This window comes from Nocardia sp. NPDC003726 (assembly GCF_053586955.1).
Genome location: NZ_JBSFNF010000006.1, coordinates 1 through 19,449, shown reverse-complemented (window position 1 = coordinate 19,449; position 19,449 = coordinate 1). Strand labels below are relative to the sequence as shown.

At 68.9% G+C, this 19,449-nt stretch carries 18 protein-coding genes and 1 pseudogene; 10 read left to right on the top strand and 9 right to left on the bottom strand.

Annotated features, from left to right (window positions below; genetic code table 11):
* Window positions 1-78 precede the first annotated feature (78 nt).
* Entirely contained in the window at window positions 79-492 is a 414-nt protein-coding gene (locus ACWDMM_RS10095; RefSeq protein WP_195079648.1) for a hypothetical protein, read from the bottom strand.
* Window positions 493-640: 148 nt separating this feature from the next.
* Here ACWDMM_RS10095 and ACWDMM_RS10090 point away from each other — a divergent pair, with 148 nt between their 5' ends.
* From ACWDMM_RS10090 to ACWDMM_RS10070, 5 genes are all read left to right on the top strand, one after another.
* Window positions 641-1,408, top strand: a complete 768-nt coding sequence (locus ACWDMM_RS10090; protein ID WP_449936969.1) for a DUF2470 domain-containing protein — start codon at window positions 641-643, stop codon at window positions 1,406-1,408.
* 113 nt (window positions 1,409-1,521) lie between these two features.
* On the top strand, window positions 1,522-2,316 hold the full coding sequence (locus ACWDMM_RS10085; RefSeq protein WP_357106982.1) for a CPBP family intramembrane glutamic endopeptidase: 795 nt from the start codon (window positions 1,522-1,524) through the stop codon (window positions 2,314-2,316).
* A 127-nt stretch (window positions 2,317-2,443) separates the two neighbouring features.
* On the top strand, window positions 2,444-3,805 hold the full coding sequence (locus ACWDMM_RS10080; protein WP_449936965.1) for an LCP family protein: 1,362 nt from the start codon (window positions 2,444-2,446) through the stop codon (window positions 3,803-3,805).
* Window positions 3,806-3,815: 10 nt separating this feature from the next.
* Complete coding sequence (locus ACWDMM_RS10075) at window positions 3,816-4,367, top strand: ferritin (RefSeq protein WP_195079644.1); 552 nt, start codon at window positions 3,816-3,818, stop codon at window positions 4,365-4,367.
* 71 nt (window positions 4,368-4,438) lie between these two features.
* Window positions 4,439-4,987, top strand: a complete 549-nt coding sequence (locus ACWDMM_RS10070; protein ID WP_043717673.1) for a ferritin — start codon at window positions 4,439-4,441, stop codon at window positions 4,985-4,987.
* A gap of 208 nt (window positions 4,988-5,195) precedes the next feature.
* Here the strand turns inward: ACWDMM_RS10070 and ACWDMM_RS10065 are convergent, their stop codons facing one another.
* From ACWDMM_RS10065 to ACWDMM_RS10050, 4 genes are all read right to left on the bottom strand, one after another.
* Window positions 5,196-6,116 (bottom strand): DUF5926 family protein, encoded by a 921-nt coding sequence (locus tag ACWDMM_RS10065; RefSeq protein ID WP_195079643.1) that lies wholly within the window; start codon window positions 6,114-6,116, stop codon window positions 5,196-5,198.
* Window positions 6,117-6,546: 430 nt separating this feature from the next.
* A complete protein-coding gene (locus ACWDMM_RS10060; protein ID WP_067800268.1) occupies window positions 6,547-7,314 on the bottom strand; it encodes a glycerophosphodiester phosphodiesterase in 768 nt (255 codons plus the stop codon).
* Window positions 7,311-8,345 (bottom strand): DUF4328 domain-containing protein, encoded by a 1,035-nt coding sequence (locus ACWDMM_RS10055; protein ID WP_449936960.1) that lies wholly within the window; start codon window positions 8,343-8,345, stop codon window positions 7,311-7,313. The genes ACWDMM_RS10060 and ACWDMM_RS10055 overlap by 4 nt, the downstream gene beginning before the upstream one ends.
* A gap of 20 nt (window positions 8,346-8,365) precedes the next feature.
* Complete coding sequence (locus ACWDMM_RS10050; protein ID WP_195079642.1) at window positions 8,366-8,737, bottom strand: rhodanese-like domain-containing protein; 372 nt, start codon at window positions 8,735-8,737, stop codon at window positions 8,366-8,368.
* Between the two features lie 517 nt (window positions 8,738-9,254).
* Between ACWDMM_RS10050 and ACWDMM_RS10045 the strand changes: the two genes are divergently transcribed.
* The 4 genes from ACWDMM_RS10045 (at window position 9,255) to ACWDMM_RS10030 (ending at window position 13,054) form a co-directional block, all read left to right on the top strand.
* Window positions 9,255-9,866 (top strand): hypothetical protein, encoded by a 612-nt coding sequence (locus ACWDMM_RS10045; protein WP_357209319.1) that lies wholly within the window; start codon window positions 9,255-9,257, stop codon window positions 9,864-9,866.
* A gap of 658 nt (window positions 9,867-10,524) precedes the next feature.
* Window positions 10,525-11,148, top strand: a complete 624-nt coding sequence (locus tag ACWDMM_RS10040) for a superoxide dismutase (RefSeq protein WP_039794275.1) — start codon at window positions 10,525-10,527, stop codon at window positions 11,146-11,148.
* A gap of 306 nt (window positions 11,149-11,454) precedes the next feature.
* The gene (locus ACWDMM_RS10035; protein ID WP_195079640.1) at window positions 11,455-11,982 is read left to right on the top strand and encodes a peptidase; all 528 of its coding nucleotides are present in this window, start codon (window positions 11,455-11,457) and stop codon (window positions 11,980-11,982) included.
* A 295-nt stretch (window positions 11,983-12,277) separates the two neighbouring features.
* On the top strand, window positions 12,278-13,054 hold the full coding sequence (locus ACWDMM_RS10030) for a TMEM165/GDT1 family protein (RefSeq protein WP_449936955.1): 777 nt from the start codon (window positions 12,278-12,280) through the stop codon (window positions 13,052-13,054).
* Window positions 13,055-13,376: 322 nt separating this feature from the next.
* Here ACWDMM_RS10030 and ACWDMM_RS10025 read toward each other — a convergent pair.
* Window positions 13,377-13,592 (bottom strand): annotated as a pseudogene (locus ACWDMM_RS10025) (TetR/AcrR family transcriptional regulator); the annotation flags it as partial.
* 186 nt (window positions 13,593-13,778) lie between these two features.
* Between ACWDMM_RS10025 and ACWDMM_RS10020 the strand changes: the two are divergent.
* Window positions 13,779-14,546, top strand: a complete 768-nt coding sequence (locus ACWDMM_RS10020) for an SDR family NAD(P)-dependent oxidoreductase (protein ID WP_195079639.1) — start codon at window positions 13,779-13,781, stop codon at window positions 14,544-14,546.
* A gap of 58 nt (window positions 14,547-14,604) precedes the next feature.
* On the opposite strand, the gene ACWDMM_RS10015 is transcribed toward ACWDMM_RS10020, so the two are convergent.
* The 3 genes from ACWDMM_RS10015 to ACWDMM_RS10005 form a co-directional block, all read right to left on the bottom strand.
* On the bottom strand, window positions 14,605-15,423 hold the full coding sequence (locus ACWDMM_RS10015) for a class I SAM-dependent methyltransferase (RefSeq protein WP_195079638.1): 819 nt from the start codon (window positions 15,421-15,423) through the stop codon (window positions 14,605-14,607).
* A 176-nt stretch (window positions 15,424-15,599) separates the two neighbouring features.
* Window positions 15,600-17,558: a molecular chaperone HtpG gene (gene htpG, locus ACWDMM_RS10010; RefSeq protein ID WP_195079637.1), complete on the bottom strand. Its 1,959-nt coding sequence runs from the start codon at window positions 17,556-17,558 to the stop codon at window positions 15,600-15,602.
* A gap of 26 nt (window positions 17,559-17,584) precedes the next feature.
* A complete protein-coding gene (locus ACWDMM_RS10005) occupies window positions 17,585-19,249 on the bottom strand; it encodes a TM0106 family RecB-like putative nuclease (RefSeq protein ID WP_449937165.1) in 1,665 nt (554 codons plus the stop codon).
* Window positions 19,250-19,449 lie beyond the last annotated feature (200 nt).

Sequence of the window (19,449 nt, the reverse complement as noted above, 5' to 3'; positions counted from 1 at the left end):
CGCGCTCGCCCGGCCCCCCACCGATTGGGAAGGCCCCGCCGCCGCGAGGCGACTGTTCCGTGACCGCCCGAGCGGCGTTCAACCCGCGTTGAGCACCCGCAACGCGGCGTTCACCCGGTCAGCGGCCTCGGTTTCGATGGCGAGCAGAACCGATCGGACCGCCTCGACGGCCTGCGGCTTCAGGGAGGTCAGAAAGGCGATGTCGGGCTCGCGCAGGGCCGTGCCGATGTCCTCGCCGCACAGGGCGGCGGCCGTGGCGGCGACGATGGCGACCGCGCGCTCTCCCGAGGAGGTGCGCGCGACGAAGCCGGTATCGGAGTGGGCGACGTGCGCGAGGAAACCGGCGATCTCGGCGTCGGGGGCGTCCAGCTCCAGCATCGGCGCTGCGGAACTTGCGCCGATGTTGCGGACCAGCCCGTCGGCCAAACCGCGCCGCGGCGGCGCCGACAACGTCACCAGCACCGGTTCGCTCGATCCCGTCCCTTCCGACACGCCCTCACCGCAACAACCCGATTCGACCGGGAATCGACACGGTTCGCTGCGATCAGCCGGATCGGAACGCTTGCGGGAAGCATGGCCCGTCACTTAGCTTAGGGTAACCTAATCCTATTGCAGCGCCGCCCGCTTCACGGAGGTTTGTATGCCGCGTCCGTCCTCGACCGTCGCACCGTCCACCGCCGAGCGAGTGCGCAGCGCCTGCGCGCACGCGGTGCAAGCGGTGCTGGCCATGCCCGGCATCGATCCGACGCCCGCGTCCGTGCACCACGTCCGGCAGTGCGGCGACGCCGTGATCGCGGTGCCGACGACCTCGATCGCCGCGATCCTGGCCGGAAACTCCGGAGAGCACGGCGCGCCCGCGGTGCTCGAACTCACCGACCACGCCCCGCTGCCGCTGCGCGAGCCCGTCCGCGCCTTGGTCTGGCTGCGCGGTTGGGTGCGCGCGGTGCCCACACAGGCGCAGCGCGCGCTGGCCACCGAGGTGGCGAAGGAGCATCCGCATCCGGGACTGCTCGATATCGGCTTCGGCGCCAGCCTGCTGCGGTTGGTGATCAACTCCGCGGTGGTGGCCGACTCGACCGGCGCCGAATCGGTGACCAGCGAGGAGTTGCGCTCGGCGCAGCCGGATCCGTTCTGCGCCATGGAATCCGCGTGGCTGCAGCACATGCAGGCCGATCACGCCGACGTCGTCGCCCAGCTGGCCAGGCACCTGCCGCCACAGCTACAGCGCGGCATCGTGCACCCGCTGGCTATCGACCGCTACGGACTCACCCTGCGGGTGGAAGGACACGACGGCGACCACGACTTCCGCTTGCCGTTCAGCGCACCGGCCGACGACATCGAAGGGCTCAGCCGGGCCGTACGCACGCTGGCGGGCTGCCCGTTCCTCAACGGACTGCGCCGGATCTGACGCCGAGGCCGGACCGGGGCAGGTTGTCGAGCCGAGCGACATGCCCGCGGGCCGGGCGATTCGCACGCCGACACGGCGCGCGCCTGTTCGGACCAGCGCAATAGATTCGACTCATGCGTGCGGAGTCCAGTGCCGAGTGGGACGAGGCCGAACCGACCGATCGGGAGCGGCTGGCGATCAAACTAGAGATCGCCGTGGTGCTGCTGGTCACGTTCGGGCTCAGCGGGCTCAGCGCCGCGCTCTCGCTGGTGGAGAGCGCGCTCGGCCCGGGCGGAATCGGCGGGCGCACCGTCGCGCTGAACCCGTCGCGATCGACACAGTCCACCATCGATCTGCTGTTCCAGCTGTTCAGCGTGCTGCGGCTGCTCGGGTGGGCGGCGCTGGGACTGTATCTGCTGTGGCGCGGCGGCATCGGACCGCGGCTGATCGGGCTGGCGAACCGGCTGCGGTGGCGCGCCGACGTGCTACCCGGCTTGACGCTGGCCGCGATCATCGGATTGCCGGGGCTCGGGCTGTATCTCGCGGCACACGCGCTCGGCCTGAGCGTGACGATCGTCCCGGCCTCGCTCGGCGACTACTGGTGGCGGCTGCCCGCGCTCGTGCTCTCCGCCTGCGCGAACGCCGTGGCCGAGGAGGTCATCGTGGTCGCGTTCCTGCTCACCCGGCTGCGCAGGCTCGGGTGGTCGGCCAACTCGGCTCTGCTGGCCTCGGCCGCGCTGCGTGGCAGCTATCACCTGTATCAAGGACTCGGCGGCGGGCTCGGGAACTTTGTGATGGGCGTCATATTCGGCCGCTATTGGCAACGCACGAACCGGCTGTGGCCGCTGGTCCTCGCCCATGCGACCATCGACGCGGTCGCCTACATCGGCTACACCGTTCTGCGCGGCCATGTTTCGTGGCTCCCGTGACACAACCGTGCCCTCGGGAACGCTAACAACGCGGTCCCGCGCGCGAATTACGAAGCAGCGCCGCCTCCGCGTGCGCCGGTGTCCACATGCGGCACGTCACGTCGGCCCGATAAGTAGAGTTTCAGTGATGAACGGCGACGACCCCCAGCGCAACGCGCGTCCGCGCCGGATGCCGCCGCCCGGCAGTCCCGGCCCTGCGCGCCGTCGCATGCCACCTCCTGGGCCCGGTGCACCGGCGCCGATCGAGCCCACGCAGGTGATGCGCCGCGACGGAACCGCAGGCCCACACGCGCAGCCGCTGGCGTATTCGCAGGTCCCGCCCGAGCAGGCGCGCCGAATGCCGCCGCCTCCCCCGGCCCGCAGGCACGCCCCCACGCAGCGGCCGGTGCCGCATCACGAAGTTCCATCGCACGCGCCCACCCAGCGCCCGGTCCCCTATCACGAAGGTCCGCCCGCCGCGCCGCCCCGGAAACCCCGGCCGTTCCGTACGAGTTCCCCGCCGGTCCCACCTCGGGGAGGGCGTGCCCCGCGGGCTCCTCGACCCCGCCGCAAGCGTCATCCCTTCCGCTGGTTCCTGGTGATCCTGCTGGTCCTGGTGCTCGCCGCCGTGGGCGCCGTCATCAAGTTGGACAACTCGCTCAACCGCATCCCCGCGCTGACGAACTACGCCAAGCGGGTCGGCGACACACCCGGCACGAACTGGCTGCTGGTCGGGTCCGACGGCCGCGGCGAGCTGACCGCGGAGCAGGAGCAGGAACTCGCCACCGGCGGTGAGGTCGGCCCGGAGCGCACCGACACGATCATGCTCGTGCACGTGCCGCGATCGGGGAAGACCACGCTGGTCAGCCTGCCGCGCGACTCGTACGTCAGCATTCCCGGCCAGGGCAGGGACAAGCTGAACGCGGCGTTCGCCATCGGCGGCCCCGCGCTGCTGGTCCAGACCGTGGAGATCGCCACCGGCCTGCGCATCGACCATTACGCGCAGATCGGTTTCGGCGGCTTCGCCAGCGTGGTCGATACGCTCGGCGGCATCGACGTGTGCGTGCCCAAGCCGATCGACGACCCGCTCGCCGGCATCGACCTGCCCGCGGGCTGCCAGCGGCTGAACGGACCGCAGGCGTTGGGCTTCGTCCGCAGCCGCGCGACGGCGCTGGCCGATCTGGACCGGATGAACAACCAGCGGATCTTCATGGCCGCGCTGCTGAAGAAGGCGACCAGCGGCGCCACGCTGGCCAACCCGTTCAAGCTCTGGCCGCTGGCCACCGACGCCGCCAAGTCGCTGAAGGTCGACAACGGCGACCACATCTGGAACCTCGGCGGCCTGGGCTGGGCCCTGCGCGGCGATACCGTCGCCACGGCGGTGCCGGTCGGCGGATTCGAGGACACCGACAGCGGCAACGTCCTGCTGTGGGACAAGGACAAAGCGGGCCGGTTCTTCGACGCGCTGGCCGATGACCGTCCGATCCCGGAGGACTTGCTGACGCGGTAGCGTCGACGCCATGCCGGACATCGACGACGCCGACGAGTCCTTCCCCGACTTGCTGCGCACGCAGATTCGTCGCGAATTCACCACCGCCCAGCAGTATCTCGCCGCCGCCGTGTATTTCGACACGCGCAGATTGCCGCAACTGGCCGGACACGCCTACGACTTGTCACGCGAGCACCACGGCAACGCGCTGCGCATGGTGCAGTACCTGCTGGACCGGGATCTCCCGGTGCAGATCGGCGGATTGGACGAGATCCACTCCACCTTCGAAAGCCCGCGCGCCGCGGTCGCCGCACTGCTGGAGATCGAGCAGGCCCGCCGCGCCGGGATCAGTGAACTGGCTCGTACGGCTCGCGCCTCCGGTGACTATCTCGGCGAACGATTCATCCAGTGGTTCCTCGCCGAACAGGTGAAGAACGTGGCGGGGATGAGCACCCTGCTGGCCGTGCTCGACCGCGCCGACGGGCAGTTGTTCGACGTCGAGGAGTTCGTCGCCAGGGAGATGCGGTCGCGACCGCGCGCGGATATCCCGGCGCCGAAAATGGCTGGCGCGGCGAAGAATTAATTAGGCAACACTAGCCTCATTAAGGCTGCACTTGGATGACATGCGACTTGGCCGCCGCTAATGTCGATGCCATGTCAAGCCATCCGGAATCACCCCGCAGCAAATTTCACAGCCTGTTGCACGATCAGATCCGGCACGAATTCAATGCCGAGCATCAGTACATCGCGATTGCGGTGTGGTTCGACAATGCCGATCTCCCGCAGCTGGCCAAGCGGTTCTACAAGCAGGCCGTCGAAGAGCGCAATCACGCGATGATGATCGTGCAGTACTTCCTCGACCGGGATATCAGCATCGAGATTTCCGGCATCGACGCCGCGAAATCGCGGTTCGAGAATGCCAGGGAGCCGATCGCGCTCGCGCTCGCCCAGGAGAAGACGGTCACCGAGCAGATCATCCAGTTGGCGAGCACCGCCCGGGAAGAGGGCGACTACCTCGGCGAACAGTTCATGCAGTGGTTCCTGAAGGAACAGGTCGAGGAGGTGGCGAACATGACCACCTTGCTCACCATCGCCGATCGCGCCGGGTCGAACCTGTTCGATCTGGAGGAATTCGTCGCGCGGGAAATGAGCGGCCCGAGCGACGCCTCCGGCGCGCCTTCGGTGGCGGGCGGCTCCGTCTGACGGAGGTCGCCGAACGGGCCCGGCTCCCGTATCGGGAACCGGGCCTGTCGCGGTTCAGCTCGCGATTTGCGATGTCGGCGTAAACGACGGTCTCATCGCATTTCGCAATGGTTCGGCAAGTCTTACCCGACTTCCGAGCAGTACCAGCGGCAACCGGAAAACACCGCGGCTATATATCGCTTTCCCGCAGTTCTCTGATATCCGAGGCTCAGCGCAAGGTGACCTGACGCGACCGCAGACCGTCACGCGAGCGCCGCTCGTCGGAGGTCAACGGGGCGTCGACGGCCAGCGCCTCAGACAGGCGAGCGCCGAATTCGGCCGCCGGCTTCACCCATTCGTCGGGGTGCCGCTCGCGGTCCAGGTCGAAGACCGGGACCAGCACGCCGTGGGTGCGGAACGACCCCGCGAATCGGGAACCCTCGCCGAGGTGCAGACCCCCGGCAGCGTGCACGCGGGCCAGCGCCAGCATGAGCGCGTCCTCGTCCTCCGGCCGCACCCAGCGGATGTGCGCCTTCTCGCCCGCGTCCACCCACCAGGCGGCGCCGATCGCGTCGGCGTCCAGCCCGAGCCGCGCGGACGGCATGATCGCCTGCTTGGCCTGCTCGATGGTGGCGGCGACCTGCGCGTCGGGCTCCACTCCCGCTGGCACCCACCAGTCGAAGTCCTGGTGCACGGTCAAATCCAGGCGCGCGCCGGGATCGATGACATCGGCCAGCCGCGGGCCGCCCGCCACGCTTTCCACGGAGGTCAGCGAATCACCGGGTTCGGCGGACTGCGTCCACAGGATCGCCGCGGCCAGATCGGCGGCCGGATCGGCGCCTTGGAATTGCACCTGCGCGCCGACGTAACCGCTGGGTTCGTCACCCGCGCGCACCAGCGCGGCCACCGCGCCGGGTAGCACTGTTCCGAGCACGACCGGTCGCTCCGCCGCCACCTCGGGCGCCAGGGTCAATGTCGCGGTGGCCGACGGAACGAATTCGCGCAGGGCGATCAGATCGCACTCCGCGGCCAGGCCCTCGAACGGACGCGAGGCGATCCGCGCCGCCTGCTCCTGCGCCGCCCGCCGCTCGGCGAGACGCTGCGCCCGGTTCCCGCCGGGCTTAGGACTGTTGCGCTTGCTTTTACCCACGAGGGCTCAACTTACAGTGCTTTTCGGCCGCGACTTCGTCGCGGCGTGTTCGCGGCCCCTTTGTGGCTCGCGTCCGAGCGACCGCCGCTGGCGACTGCGTCGCGGACGCGGCGGCCACTCGGACGCGAGCCGGGCCGCGAACGGCGGATGCTCGGTCTCGCTTCGCTCGAAAGCCGGGGTTGAGGTGGTGTGGTTCCGTCAGGAATGGGCGCGCGATTTACGTGCGCCGTGGTGGGCGTGGCGAAGAGGCCGCGGGCACCCCGCTCCGGCCTTCTCACTGCCTGCGCAGAAGCGACCGACGCCTAGGGGCCTCTTCGGATCACAGACGAGCGTGTCTGTCTCGATCGATCCACTGCCGAAACGACTGGTACGACCTCAGGTGGATCTATGGGCGAGATGGCCCGAACCAGCGGGGCCCGGCGGGTCCGAATCAGGCGGCGGGCAGTAGCGACTTGGTGCGGCCGGGGTGATTGGTGGCGACCCAGCTGACGCCGAGGTCGGCGCACAGTTGGACGTCGTCCGGGTCGTCGACGGTCCAGCAGTAGGTGGCGCGCCCTGCGGCGGCGGCCTTGTCGACCAGGTCGGGGTGCTCGCGCAAGGTCTTCACCGAGGGGCCGACGGCCGTGGCCCCGACGGTGGTGGCCGCCGATCCGCCGAGGTAGCGCGACGATTCGCCGAGCAGGACGGTGGGCAGCAGCGGGGCGGCGCGACGGATGCGCCACACGGCGGTGGCCGCGAACGACATCACGACGGCGCGGGAATGATCGGCCGAGGCCGGGGTGGCGATGCCGAAGCGCTGAAGTTCGGCGAGCAGCTTGTTCTCCACCAGCGCGCCGTAGCGGACCGGGTGCTTGGTCTCGATGAACAGCTTGGTCGGCCTGCTGCGCCAGTCCAGCACCAGGCCGATCAGCTCGCTGAGGGTCAGCACCGAGGCGGGGGCGCCGTCGGCGCCGAAATCCAGCGCGCGCAGTTCGTCCAACGTCATCTCGCTGACCAGGCCGCTGCCCGACGAGGTCCGGTCGACGGTGCGGTCGTGCACGCACACCAGATGTCCGTCCCTGGTCAGCCGGACATCGCACTCGACGCCGTCGGCGCCCTCCTGCAGCGCGAGCTCGTAGGCGGCGAGCGTGTGCTCGGGGCGCGCCGCCGATGCGCCTCGATGCGCGACCACGAACGGCGCGCGACTGCCCTGGCTCACTTGGCCATAACCTCCTCCTGCTCATGGTCCTGAGCACCGTTGTTCTCGTGCGCGTCGGCGTCGGCCGGTCCCCGTCCGCCGGGATGCACCGGCTCGATCACCGGTACGGCGGGGTCCACCGCGATCAGCCAGCGGCGCGCGGTGCGGCCGCGACCGAGCAGGTCGCGCCCCTCGATCGTGCGCAGCACCCAGAGGGTCAGCACCGCGACCGCGGCGGCGACCGCGTCGGTGAACGCGGTGAACAGCACCCCGTCTGCCTCGGCCTGCAACGAATCCGCGGTCCGCCACAGTAGCGCGGCCGCCGCGACGAGTCCGCCGAAGACCCACGCGGCCCACCAGATCCGGACCGTCCGCCCCATCCGAGGATCGCCCTGCAACGAGGCCACCTCGCTCAGGAAGAACCCCGGCCACAGCAGGTTGACCACCGGAACCAGGCAACCGAACGCGAGCGCTCGCGGCGAGCGCGGGTCGCGCCTGCCCGTGGCGGCGTAGGCCGAGCGCCTGATCTCGATCAGCCGTCCGACGGTGGCTACGGCGGCCAGCAGCGCGAGCAGGATCGCGAGCACCCCGGCGCCGATCACGAACGCGTCGGAGGCGACGAGGACGGCGGGGTGGATCAAACGCGTCCGGTTGCGCAACAGCACCGCGTAGCGCGCCAGCTCGGCGACGGCCGCGAGTCCGAAGACGGCCGCCGTGGCGACCAGCAGCCTGGTCACCGCGTCGGTCAGCTTGCCGAACGGGCGGCGCGGCGCGGCGCCCGTGTGCGGTGGCGGGTCGATCAAACCCCAGCGTGGGATCTGCGTGTATCGGGGCGTCTCGCTCGGTGCGGCCGACCGGACGGATGACTGCGCTCGCCTGGCGCGGTGGTCCGGTTTGCGTGCCACCCAGCGGTAGTTGCGACGATCAGCGGGCGCGTCGATCGGGCCCGGCGAGAGGAGGACGCCGCGGCAGCGCGGGCACCAGTGCATCGGCGCCCCTTGCACGGCCCAGCGCGCACCGCAGCGCGCACAAGGTTGCACCACCGTACTCACCCGCGCACCTCGTTCTTTCGTCAGTAGATCTTCGCCTCGTGGTCGCCCTCCGCGACCAGCGGGCGGCCGGCGTGCTGCCACGCCACCATGCCCCCGCGGACCTGGATGGCCTCGTAGCCGATGTGCGTGAGATATTCGACCACCTGCAGGGACCGGCCACCCTGCCTGCAGATGACGTAGAGATCCGCGTCGTACTCCAGCTCATCGATCCGGGCCGGAACATCGACCATCGGGATGTGGATCGCACCCGGAGCGTGCCCGAGCCGCCACTCGTCGTCCTCCCGGACGTCGAGCAGAATCGGTCGCGGCGTGCCGGCCGACGCGGGCGCGCTGCTGTCGAATTCGGCAGGCACGTCCTCCACCGTGACCGACGGAACGTGGGGGCTCGTCACAGATTCGATCCTGCCATGCGTGGCGGGCCGCCGTGCAGTTCCATCCAGGGGAGCGGCCTCGACAGCGAGTCACGACTTCGGGTATGTTCTCCCCTCCGGAACTCGACCGCCTACCCGCCCCATGCTGGTTGTGCATAACTCGGGCGAAGTTATCCACATAATCCACAGCTCGATCCACAAGGCGCAGGTGTCGACGGCGTTTCGCCCGTTCAGCCCGGCTCTACAGCAACTTATGAGCTACCAGTACGGGGTGATTTCGGACTTCCGGTCGGCGCTCGGCGGGTTTTTCCGGACGGACGTGCTGATTCAGCCCCTAACGGTCGAGCGATGCGAATGACCGATCCGGGACTCCCCTCCATACCAATCCCGGAGCGGTCATTCGTCGCCGACATCGGAACCCGCGGCCGAAGGGGTCCCGATATCTACTTGGACGGGACGCGGGCGCATTCGGTTCCATCGAATTCAGAACGCCGCCGAAATCCCGCGATCCAGCGGAGACGGTCGGTAGCCTGGGCGTATGAACGTGAGCAGGGGGCTACGCCACGGAATGGACACCGCAGGACTCAACATCGCGTTGTCCGAGGCCACGTGCCTCGGCCTCGCGGTCGACGAGGCCGCGGGCGAACTGCGACTCGACCTCGAAGTGCTGACTCTCCCCGAAGACGGGACCGCGGCGGAGGACTACCGGGTGCAGGTGACGCTCTCCGGCGTCAGCCGGGTCGCCGCGTCACTGCGGACGCACCATTGGGACGACTTGGAGCCCCAGGTCCTGCCGCTGCGACTGGAGGGCCTGGACGAGGCGATCCAAAGTTTCGGCGGCGGTCGGCTGCACGGCTGGGAGTTCATCGATCTCGACGACAGCAGCTGGGCGTTGTGGAGGGAGCTGCTCAGCTTCGACACCCGTATCGCCGACCGGGAATCCGCGCACGTTCTGGAGTTCTCCCAGGAAGAGGGCATCGACCCGCGCGAACTCGACGTCCGGGTGTGGTTCGACGACATCGCCGTGTACGACGCTCGGGGCGAGCAGATCCCGCTGGCCGACTTCGTCGCAGGGGGCGCGCGATGGTGGCGGGCGCATGATGCGGGCGACCCGCGGGCCAGTCGTCCCGGTATCGCTCCGCCGCTCTGATCGACACGTCGGGAGCGAACCGCATTTGTGCGACGGCACGTGCGGTGCTCAGGCATCCGCCGGGCAGCTCACTCCGGTGGCATGCAGGGGCAGTTTCCGCCGGGGTTCTCGGCCAGGTACTGCATGGTAGAAGCCGCCAGTCCGGCAGCGGCGCGATCTCCGTGGTGATCTCCCCGCATCCCGCCGCGGCGAGCCGCTTGCCGTAGGCCGCGGCCGTCGAGCGGACGAGATCGGCCTGCTCGGCGCCGGCTCCCAGGAGCCTTTCTCCGGCCCCACAAACAACCCATCGCGACGACCTCGAGCTGTAAGCCCAATCCGGAAACGGCGGGCGGATCGGGTGAGCGTTCAGGTAGTGGGTATCCGGCACGTCGAACGGTTCCGCCCGGCCGGGCCGGGCATGCTCGGGGACGACCATGACGGGTGCGGGGTGGCCGAGACGGCCCCACTAGTTCGTCGTACCCCGACATGGTTCGATGCTACGCGTGCGTTTCCTGTGGGGCCGATGTGCGTGATGTGACGGTGCGCGACCCGCCGGATGTGAGCGGCATCACCGGAATGTGCGGACGTGGGCCCGAGTTGGAATCGACCGGGTGTACGAATGATGGTTGGCTGTGTCCGGAACAACGGGCACAACCAGCCCGACATAGGAAGGGACATCGTGGCTGAGTACACGCTGCCAGATCTGGATTACGACTACAGCGCCCTGGAGCCCCACATCTCCGGGCAGATCAACGAGCTTCATCATTCCAAGCACCACGCCGCTTACGTCGCCGGCGCGAACACCGCACTGGAGAAGCTGGAAGCCGCTCGCGAGTCGGGCGATCACAGCGCCATCTTCCTGCACGAGAAGAACCTCGCGTTCCACCTCGGTGGGCACGTCAACCACTCCATCTGGTGGAAGAACCTCTCCCCCAACGGCGGCGACAAGCCGGTCGGCGAGCTGGCCGCGGCGATCGACGACCAGTTCGGCTCGTTCGACAAGTTCCGCGCGCAGTTCACCGCCGCCGCGAACGGTCTGCAGGGCTCCGGCTGGGCGGTGCTCGGCTTCGACACCCTCGGCCAGAAGCTGCTGACCTTCCAGCTCTACGACCAGCAGGCCAACGTCCCGCTCGGCATCATCCCGCTGCTGCAGGTCGACATGTGGGAGCACGCCTTCTACCTGCAGTACAAGAACGTGAAGGCCGACTACGTCACCGCGTTCTGGAACGTCGTCAACTGGGCCGACGTGCAGGAGCGCTTCGCCAAGGCGACTTCGCAGGCCAAGGGCCTCATCTTCGGCTGAGCCTGCTCGGCACACCGCGACCGGGTCCGCGAATCCGTCCGCCACGCGCGGCGGGCTCGCGGGCCCGTTCTGTTTCCAGGCGTCGCGGGCATGTTGCCGAACACGACATCCGGCCGCCGCGATCCGGCCCCGATGAGGTCGCGCCCGATCCGCCGGGTGCGCGGCCCGATTGCCCGCCGCACCGCACCGCCCCTCCGATTGGCACTCTTTGGTACTTGTGTGCCAGGTGACTCCTGGTTCATATTCGGGAATCCAGATCGAATAAAACGGGCAAGGTCGCCCCCGGTTCCACAACGGGAGGCAGGAATGCGCACGAACGAACCGATCGGCATCACGCCGTTCCATTCGCGCGGATCACTGCGTGGCTTTTTGATCTCCGGCCGGTGGCCGGAGACCACCAAGGAGTGGGCCCAGGTGCTGGTTCTCGCGGTGCGCGTGGCCACGCTACCCGGGCTGCTGACGACCTCGACGGTGTTCGGCGTCCGGGAGGATCTGCCCGACGACCCCGCCCCCGGCACGGTCGGCTTGGTGCTGGCCGAAGGCCCTGTGCTGGGCGAGGAGGCCGTGGAACCCGGCCGGTTCGCCGAACATGTGCCGCCCGCGCTGCTGATGCTGCATCCTCCGTCCGAAACCCGCCCCTCGCTGCCCGAGTGCGCGGGCGCGGCCTCCGGGTGCGTCTTGCTGCCCGGCGTGCCCCATCTGGGGCTCGAGCACCGCGCCGCGTGGGTGGAGGCGGAGTCGGACGGGACCGTGACCTCGCTGGTCAGCCGGGTCGGGCTGGACCCGATCAGCGACCCCGACACCGCGGTTCTGGCAATGCTGCTAGCCGCGTGAGGGTAACCGAAACTCGCCACGTGGATCGCCAAACTTATTGTGCGCATTGCGATTTCGATTACAGCGGGTTGGCACGAGCGGACCGGGGCGGGTAGAGTCGCGGTCAGCGAAGGGGAGTAGCCCCCAATCGCACAGTCGACATACTGACCCGCCGAGCCCGCTCGGGCCGGGTCCGGCTGTGTGAACCGGCATCAGGCCGGTGGGCGAGACCTTCGGCCTGGACAACCATTTCGTTGTCGGCCGGAGCGTCCCCGTATCTCCGGTCGGCAGGCCGGAGACCTGGGAGCAGCCACACATGATCGCCACCGCATTGCTGACCATCGGTGTCGTCTTCCTCGCCGAACTCGGTGACAAGTCGCAACTGATGGCGCTGACGTTCGCGCTGCGCTATCGCTGGTGGGTAGTGCTCGGCGGCATCGCGGCCGCCTCCGCGGCGGTGCATCTGATCTCCGTCGGCATCGGCTACTTCCTCGGTGCGGCGCTGCCGACCACCGCGATCGCGTTGATCGCCGCCGTCACCTTCCTGGCCGTGGGCCTGTGGACCCTGCGCGAGCACTTCGGCACCGCCGAGGATGAGCCGGAGCCGAAGGCGCCGAGGGCAGGCGGTGCGCCGTTCTTCGTGGTGCTGTCCGCGTTCCTGCTCGCCGAGCTGGGCGATCGCACCATGTTCGCGACCGCGGCCCTGGCCACGGACTACGACTGGGCCGGCGTCTGGCTCGGCTCGACCATCGGCATGGTCGCCGCCGACGCGCTCGCCATCGCGGTGGGCATCCTGGTCGGCAAGCACCTGCCCGAGCACGCGATCGGCATCGGCTCCGGCCTGCTGTTCCTCTACTTCGGCACGGCGACCCTGCTCGGCGCGACCGCACCCGGCCTCGGCGGCATGGCCGTCGCCGGGCTCGCGGCGCTCGCTCCCGCGCTGGCGGGCGCCGCGCTGCTGCTCACGCGGATGGCTCGGCGCTCGACGCCAGCGCGGCTCCATACAGTCCGCCACCCCGGCGCAACAGATCCAGCAGTGGTTCCCGCAGCGCCAGCAGACCGCCCGAGTCCCCGGCCGCGATCCGAGCGGTGACCATCGAACCGACCGCCGCGGCCAGAGCCTGACAGGCGAAACGCTGCGGTTCGGTCCGCGCGTCGAGCACGGCGGCGATCAACTCGACGAACCGCTCTTGCAGCTGGGCCCGGCGCGCGATGGCCGCGGAACCCACGGCGAAGACCTCGACCAAGAACAGCCGCGCGCTGGCCGGGTCGTCCACCAGATACTGGAGATAGGCGCGCAGAATCCGGTCCATGCGCGCGATCGCGCCGGCATCGGCCGCCGCGTCTTGCGCCTCGGTGGCCTCGGCGATCCGGTCGAGCAACAACTGCACCGCCCGCTGATAGGCCGCCTCGAAGCAGTCTTCTTTGGAGCGGAACTGCTCGTAGAACGTCTCCCGCGACACGCAAGCCCGCTTGAGGATCGCCGCGACCGACGTTCCGATGTAGCCGTTCTCGGCCATGGCCTCCGCCGTCGCGACGAGGATTCGTTCGCGCTGCGAGGCGATCACCTGCTCCCGCGGCAGGCCGTGCCTACCTCGGGGCAGGCGTGCGCTGATGGCCGATTCGGTCATTCGGTGACTCCGCTTGTTCGGTCGAGCTGACTGGGCGGTTCCATTCTGCGCGGTCGGTTCGGCCTGCTTGCCGGAAAGTCCCGCGCCGGGATCGAGTCGCGGGAGCCGTGCAGGGGCACGCGCCGCGTACCGGTTAGGGTGCAATTGACGAAGGGCCAACTGGCTGTCACAAACGAGAGGACCATCGTGGAGATTTCGGGTTCCGCCGCCATTGTCACCGGAGGCGCATCGGGCCTCGGCGCCGCCACCGCCAAGCGTCTCGCCGAGCTCGGCGCCACCGTCTTCGGGCTCGATGTACCGCAGTCGATCGAGCGCGCAGGCGACAACGTGCCCGCCGGGGTCACCCTCATTCCCGCCGATGTCACCAGCAACGACGAGGTCAGCGCGGCCGTCGCGCAGGTGGTCGGGTCCGGCGCTCCGCTGCGCATCGTGGTCAACTGCGCCGGTGTCGGCTGGGCGGGCCGCATCCTGTCCAAGAACGGCCCGCACGACCTGGAGCTGTTCCGCACGGTGATCACGGTGAACCTGCTCGGCACCTTCAACGTCATGCGGCTGGCCGCCGACGCGATCGCCAAGACCGACGCCGTGGACGAATACGGCCAGCGCGGCGTAATCGTCAACACCGCCTCGGTCGCCGCGTTCGAGGGCCAGATCGGCCAGATCGCCTACTCGGCGTCCAAGGGCGGCGTGCACGGCATGACCGTTCCGGCCGCGCGTGACCTGGCGCAGTTCGGCATCCGGGTCAACACCATCGCCCCCGGCATCATCGACACCCCGATGCTGGCCGGCGTCACCGAGGAGTACCGCAAGGGCCTGGAGGCGGGCGTGCCCTTCCCGTCCCGCCTTGGCCGGCCCGACGAGTACGCGCAGCTGACGCAGTACATCATCGAGCACGACTACCTGAACGGCGAGACCATCCGCATGGACGGCGCGCTGCGCATGGCGCCGCGGTAATCCCGCTCCGCAGTCCCGGCAGCGCGCGACCCTTCTCCCGAAGGGTCGCGCGCTGTTGTCATTCCCGCGGCTTGTGGCCGATGCCGAGGTAGGCCGTGGTGGACAACGGGCAGTGCGGCCGGTACTTCTCGGCCAGAAACGCTTTCATGACGGCGGCGCGCCGAGCCCAGACCTCCGCGCTCACGTTGTGGCGCATGAGTTCCAGAGGGGCGCTGCTGCGCACCATGGTCTCCCACATCTCCTCCGGGCCGCCGAAGGTGAGGGCGATCGAATGCCGCTGGATGGACACGGCTTCGAAGCCGGCCCCGCGCATCTCCGATTCGAAGACCTCCGGGTTCTCCAGGCTCAGGAAGTTCGGTTGCGGCTCCTGGATATCCGGGTCGGCCGCGGTCAAGGCGCCGAACATCATCCGCATCAGCGGCGAATCCGCGATCGGCGCCCAGCTCGACACCACCGCCGTGCCGCCAGGCCGCAGCACCCGGAACAGTTCGGCGAACCCGCGGGCACGGTCAGGGAAGAACATCAGTCCGAACATGGAGAACCCGGCGTCGAACCGATCGGATTCGTACGGCAGATCCTGCCCGTCACCCACGCGCGCCCGGATATTCGTCAACCCGGCGGCAGCGGCGTTCTTCGCCAGGCGCGCGATCATCGACTCCGCGAAATCGATGGCATCGACCTGCGCCACCTGACTCGCCGCCAGCAGGCTGAGCGTGCCCGGCCCCGCCGCCACGTCCACGATCCGGGAGTCCGGCGCGAGCGAGACGAACTCGAGCGCCCGCGCCGAGAACGGTTGCATGATCGCGGGAGCGAACTCGTCGTAGCCGTCGGCGACCAGATCCCACGGCTCGGCGACGGCAAGCGGGTTTGCGGACATGTTTGTGACGATCCTTTCAGGCATCCACATCTAACCGCGCCACCCGGGGGCGAACTCCCCAGTCCTGCGAATATGCCATCCCGCCGGTCACCGTAACCGCGAAATGGCCGAAACACCGCCGACCGCACCGGACGCGACCGGAGGACATCGTCGTTGCCCTCCGGTCGCGCGCGGACTCACAGGGTGCGGGTGAGCCGATCGGTGAGGATGTGCGCGAAGTGCGCCGGATCCTTCAACTCACCGCCCTCGGCGAGCACCGCCGTGCCGTACAGCAGCTCGGCGGTCTCCGACAGCTCGGTCGCCGTACCGGCGTCGGCCTCGTCCTTCTTGGCCGCGTACGCGTCGCGCAGACCGGTGACCAGCGGGTGGGTCGGGTTGAGCTCCAGAATCCGCTTGCTCTCCGGCAGCGCCTGACCCGAAGCGCGGTACATCCGCTCCAGCATGGGCGTGAAGTCGAACACGTCGCCGACCAGGCAGGCCGGAGAGGTGGTGAGCCGGTTGGTCAGGCGCACCTCCTTGACGTTCTGCTCGAGCGTCTTGCCCAGCCATTTCAGGACATCGGCGAAATCCTTGTCCTGCTGCTCGCGCAGCGCCTCGGAGGCTTTCTTCTCCTCCTCGGTCTCCAGATCGACCTCGCCCTTGGCGATGGACTGGAACGCCTTGCCGTCGAATTCCGGCACGGAACCGACCCACATCTCGTCCACCGGGTCGGTGAGGATCAGCACCTCGCGGCCCTTGGCCTTGAACGCCTCCAGATGCGGGGAGCTCTCGACCTGCTGACGGGTCTCGCCGGTCATGTAGTAGATGGTGTCCTGCCCCTCCGGCATCCGCTCCACGTACTGCGCCAGCGTGGTGAGCTCGGTCTCGGAGTTCGTCGAGGCGAACGAGGAAACCTGCAGGATGGTGTCGCGGTTGTCGAAGTCGGAGAGCAGGCCCTCCTTCAGGACGCGGCCGAATTCCTTCCAGAACGTCTGGTAGCTGGTCTGGTCCTCGGCGCCCTGCAGATCCTTGACCGTGGACAGCACCTTCTTCACCAGACGCTTGCGGATCATCTGGATCTGCCGGTCCTGCTGCAGGATCTCCCGGGAGACGTTGAGCGACAGATCCTGCGCGTCCACCACGCCCTTGACGAAGCGCAGGTACTCCGGCATGAGCTCTTCGCAGTTGTCCATGATGAACACGCGCTTCACGTACAGCTGGACGCCGCGCTTGTGCTCGCGGGTGAACAGGTCGAACGGCGCGTGCGAGGGGATGAACAGCAGCGCCTGGTATTCGAACGTGCCCTCGGCCTTCAGCGGGATGATCTCCAGCGGATCGTCCCAGCCGTGGCTGACGTGCTTGTAGAACTCCTTGTACTCCTCGTCGGAGACCTCGCTCTTGGGGCGCGTCCACAGCGCCTTCATGGAGTTGAGCGTCTGGTCCTCGAGGATCGTCTTCTCCTTGGCGTCCTCGCCTTCGCCCTCGGTGACGGTGCGCTCCACCTGCATGCGGATCGGCCAGGAGATGAAGTCGGAGTACTTCTTGACGATCTCGCGCAGCTTCCACTCCAGCGTGTAGTCGAAGAGGTGATCCTCTTCGTCCACCGGCTTGAGGTGCAGCGCGACCGACGTGCCCTGCGGGGCCTCGTCGAGCTCCTCGATGGTGTAGGTGGAGCTGCCCGCGGTGGACTCCCACCGGGTGCCGGTGGTCTCGCCCGCGCGGCGGGTGGTCAGCGTGACCTTGTCGGCCACCATGAAGGTGGAGTAGAAACCGATGCCGAACTGGCCGATCAGCTCCTCGGCGGCGGCCTCGGACTTGGCCTCGTTCAGCTTCCTGCGCAGCTCGGCGGTACCGGACTTGGCCAGGGTGCCGATCAGGTCGACCACCTCGGCGCGCGACATGCCGATGCCGTTGTCCCGGACGGTCAGGATCCGGTTGTCCTTGTCGACCTCCAGCTCGATGTGCAAGTCGGAGGTGTCGACGTGCAGATCCTTGTCCCGGAAGGACTCCAGCCGCAGCTTGTCCAGCGCGTCGGAGGAATTCGAGATCAGCTCCCGCAGGAAGGTGTCCTTGTTGGAGTAGACGGAATGGATCATCAGCTCGAGCAGCTGATGGGTCTCTGCCTGGAACTCGAGTTGTTCGACGTGCTCTGTCACGTCGCGATGGTACCGCCGCGCGCGGACTACGGGCCCGAAGGTGGCGCCGCCGCGTAACCCGGGACCGTCCCGTGCGACCGCGCGCCGGGGAGCTGCTGGAAATCGGCGAGACCGGCGACCTCCGCGTCGGCGCGGGTGGTCATCCACTCGCGCAGCACTTGCGTGGCGCGGACGTCGTCCTCGTTGTACTCCAGCAACCGGGTGCGCTGGCCGGCGTCGGGCGCGGCGCCGTCGTAACCGACCGCGAGCCGGTACCAGCTCATCGACGCCTCGCCGCTGGCCTCAGGATCACGCCAGGAGAACCCGGCGACCGGCGCGATCTTCTTCAAACCCTTGCCGTTCGGGCAGATGAATTGGTCGGACACGGCTTGGAACATGTCCACCCACTGCGGGCCGTCGACGAACGCGCGCACTTGCTCCACGGTCGGCACGCCGGGGCGGCCCGCGAACCGGCGCGCCGACTCGTACAGCCACTTGTCTTCCGCCGTGCGCGAATAGCAGTACGCGGCGAACGTCTTGCCCGCCGCGGCGGCCTCGGCGCGCACCGTCATCAGCCAGGTCCAGAACTCGCCGAAGGAGCGGCCCTCGTCCTCGGTGGGCAGCGGGTCCCAGGTGACGAACGGGCGATACACGCCGTTCAGCAGCGTCCCCCACAGATACGCGCCGTGCTCCTGGAAGCTCTCCAGATCGACGTCGACCTCCACGTCCGCCCGCCGGACCCACACCTTCTCGACCCGCCGCACCAGCGGCGCGCCCGCGATCCACGCCCGCGCGGTGACCACGGCCTCGTCGAACGGGCCGTGCTGCCAGTCCTCCGGCTCATCACCCGCCCACGCGGCGAGCTCGTCGATGGTCTCGACGCCGTTCCTGCGCAGCACCTCGGCCCGGGAGCCGGGCGCGACCAGGCTGACGTCGCGATGCTCGATCAGCCAGCTCTCGCAGCTCGGGCCGTCGATCCCGCGCGTCCACCACGGGCACTGCCTGCACTCGGGCACCTTCGACGGGACGGTGGGCAGCTCGCCGCGCACCACCGCGATGCGGTCGGCGTAGCGGCGGTCGTAGTCATCGAGCAGGGGCGCCAGATCGTGCACCAGGATGCGATCGAAATCGAAGCCGATGACCCCGCCGACCAGCGCGGGACTGGCCAGGCCGTGCCGTTGCAGCATCCGGTGCAGATGGGCGAGCCGCTGCTGGTCGCGGGGCTGCTGGCGTAGCTTGCGGCGCGGATCCGGTTGCGGGTCCCAGTGATACGGGTCCGAGGTGGTGGGGTGGAAATCGGCCGGTTCGGGTTGCCGCGGGTCGGTCACCTTGTGGTTCACCACGATGATCGGGATGTAGCCGCCGCGGTCGGCGTCGCGCAGCAGGATCTCCGACCCGCCGCGCCTGCCGGTGTCCGGCTCCTGCGGGAGCAGCCCGCCCCAGATGTGCCGTGCGCCGGCTCGGCACGCGCGCATCGTCGCCTCGGCGCGCTCGGCGGCGCGCAGCCGGGCATCGATCACCACCCAGGCATCGGGGTCGGCGCCGACCAGCGCGTCGCGCACCCGGGCGCGGTGCGCGGCCGCGGCGTCCCTGCGCTGGCGTACGCCCGCGTCCTCGATGATTCCCGCCAGCGCGTCCGGGTGGGCGGCGTCCAGATGCAGGCGATGTCGGCAGCCGATCAGCGATCTGGCATCGATGAAGGCGGTCGGCACGTCGGTGGCCCGATCCACGGCCGTTCCGTTGCGCTTGCGACCATCCCGGTCACCGATGTCCGAATCCACGCTAAGCAGTATGGTCCCCTCCCCCGACAGTATTGAATTTCAGCGCCTCCGGCGCTGGTGTTCGCGGCCCCTTTGTGGCTCGCGTCCGAGCGACCGCCGCTGGCGACTGCGTCGCGGACGCGGCGGCCGCT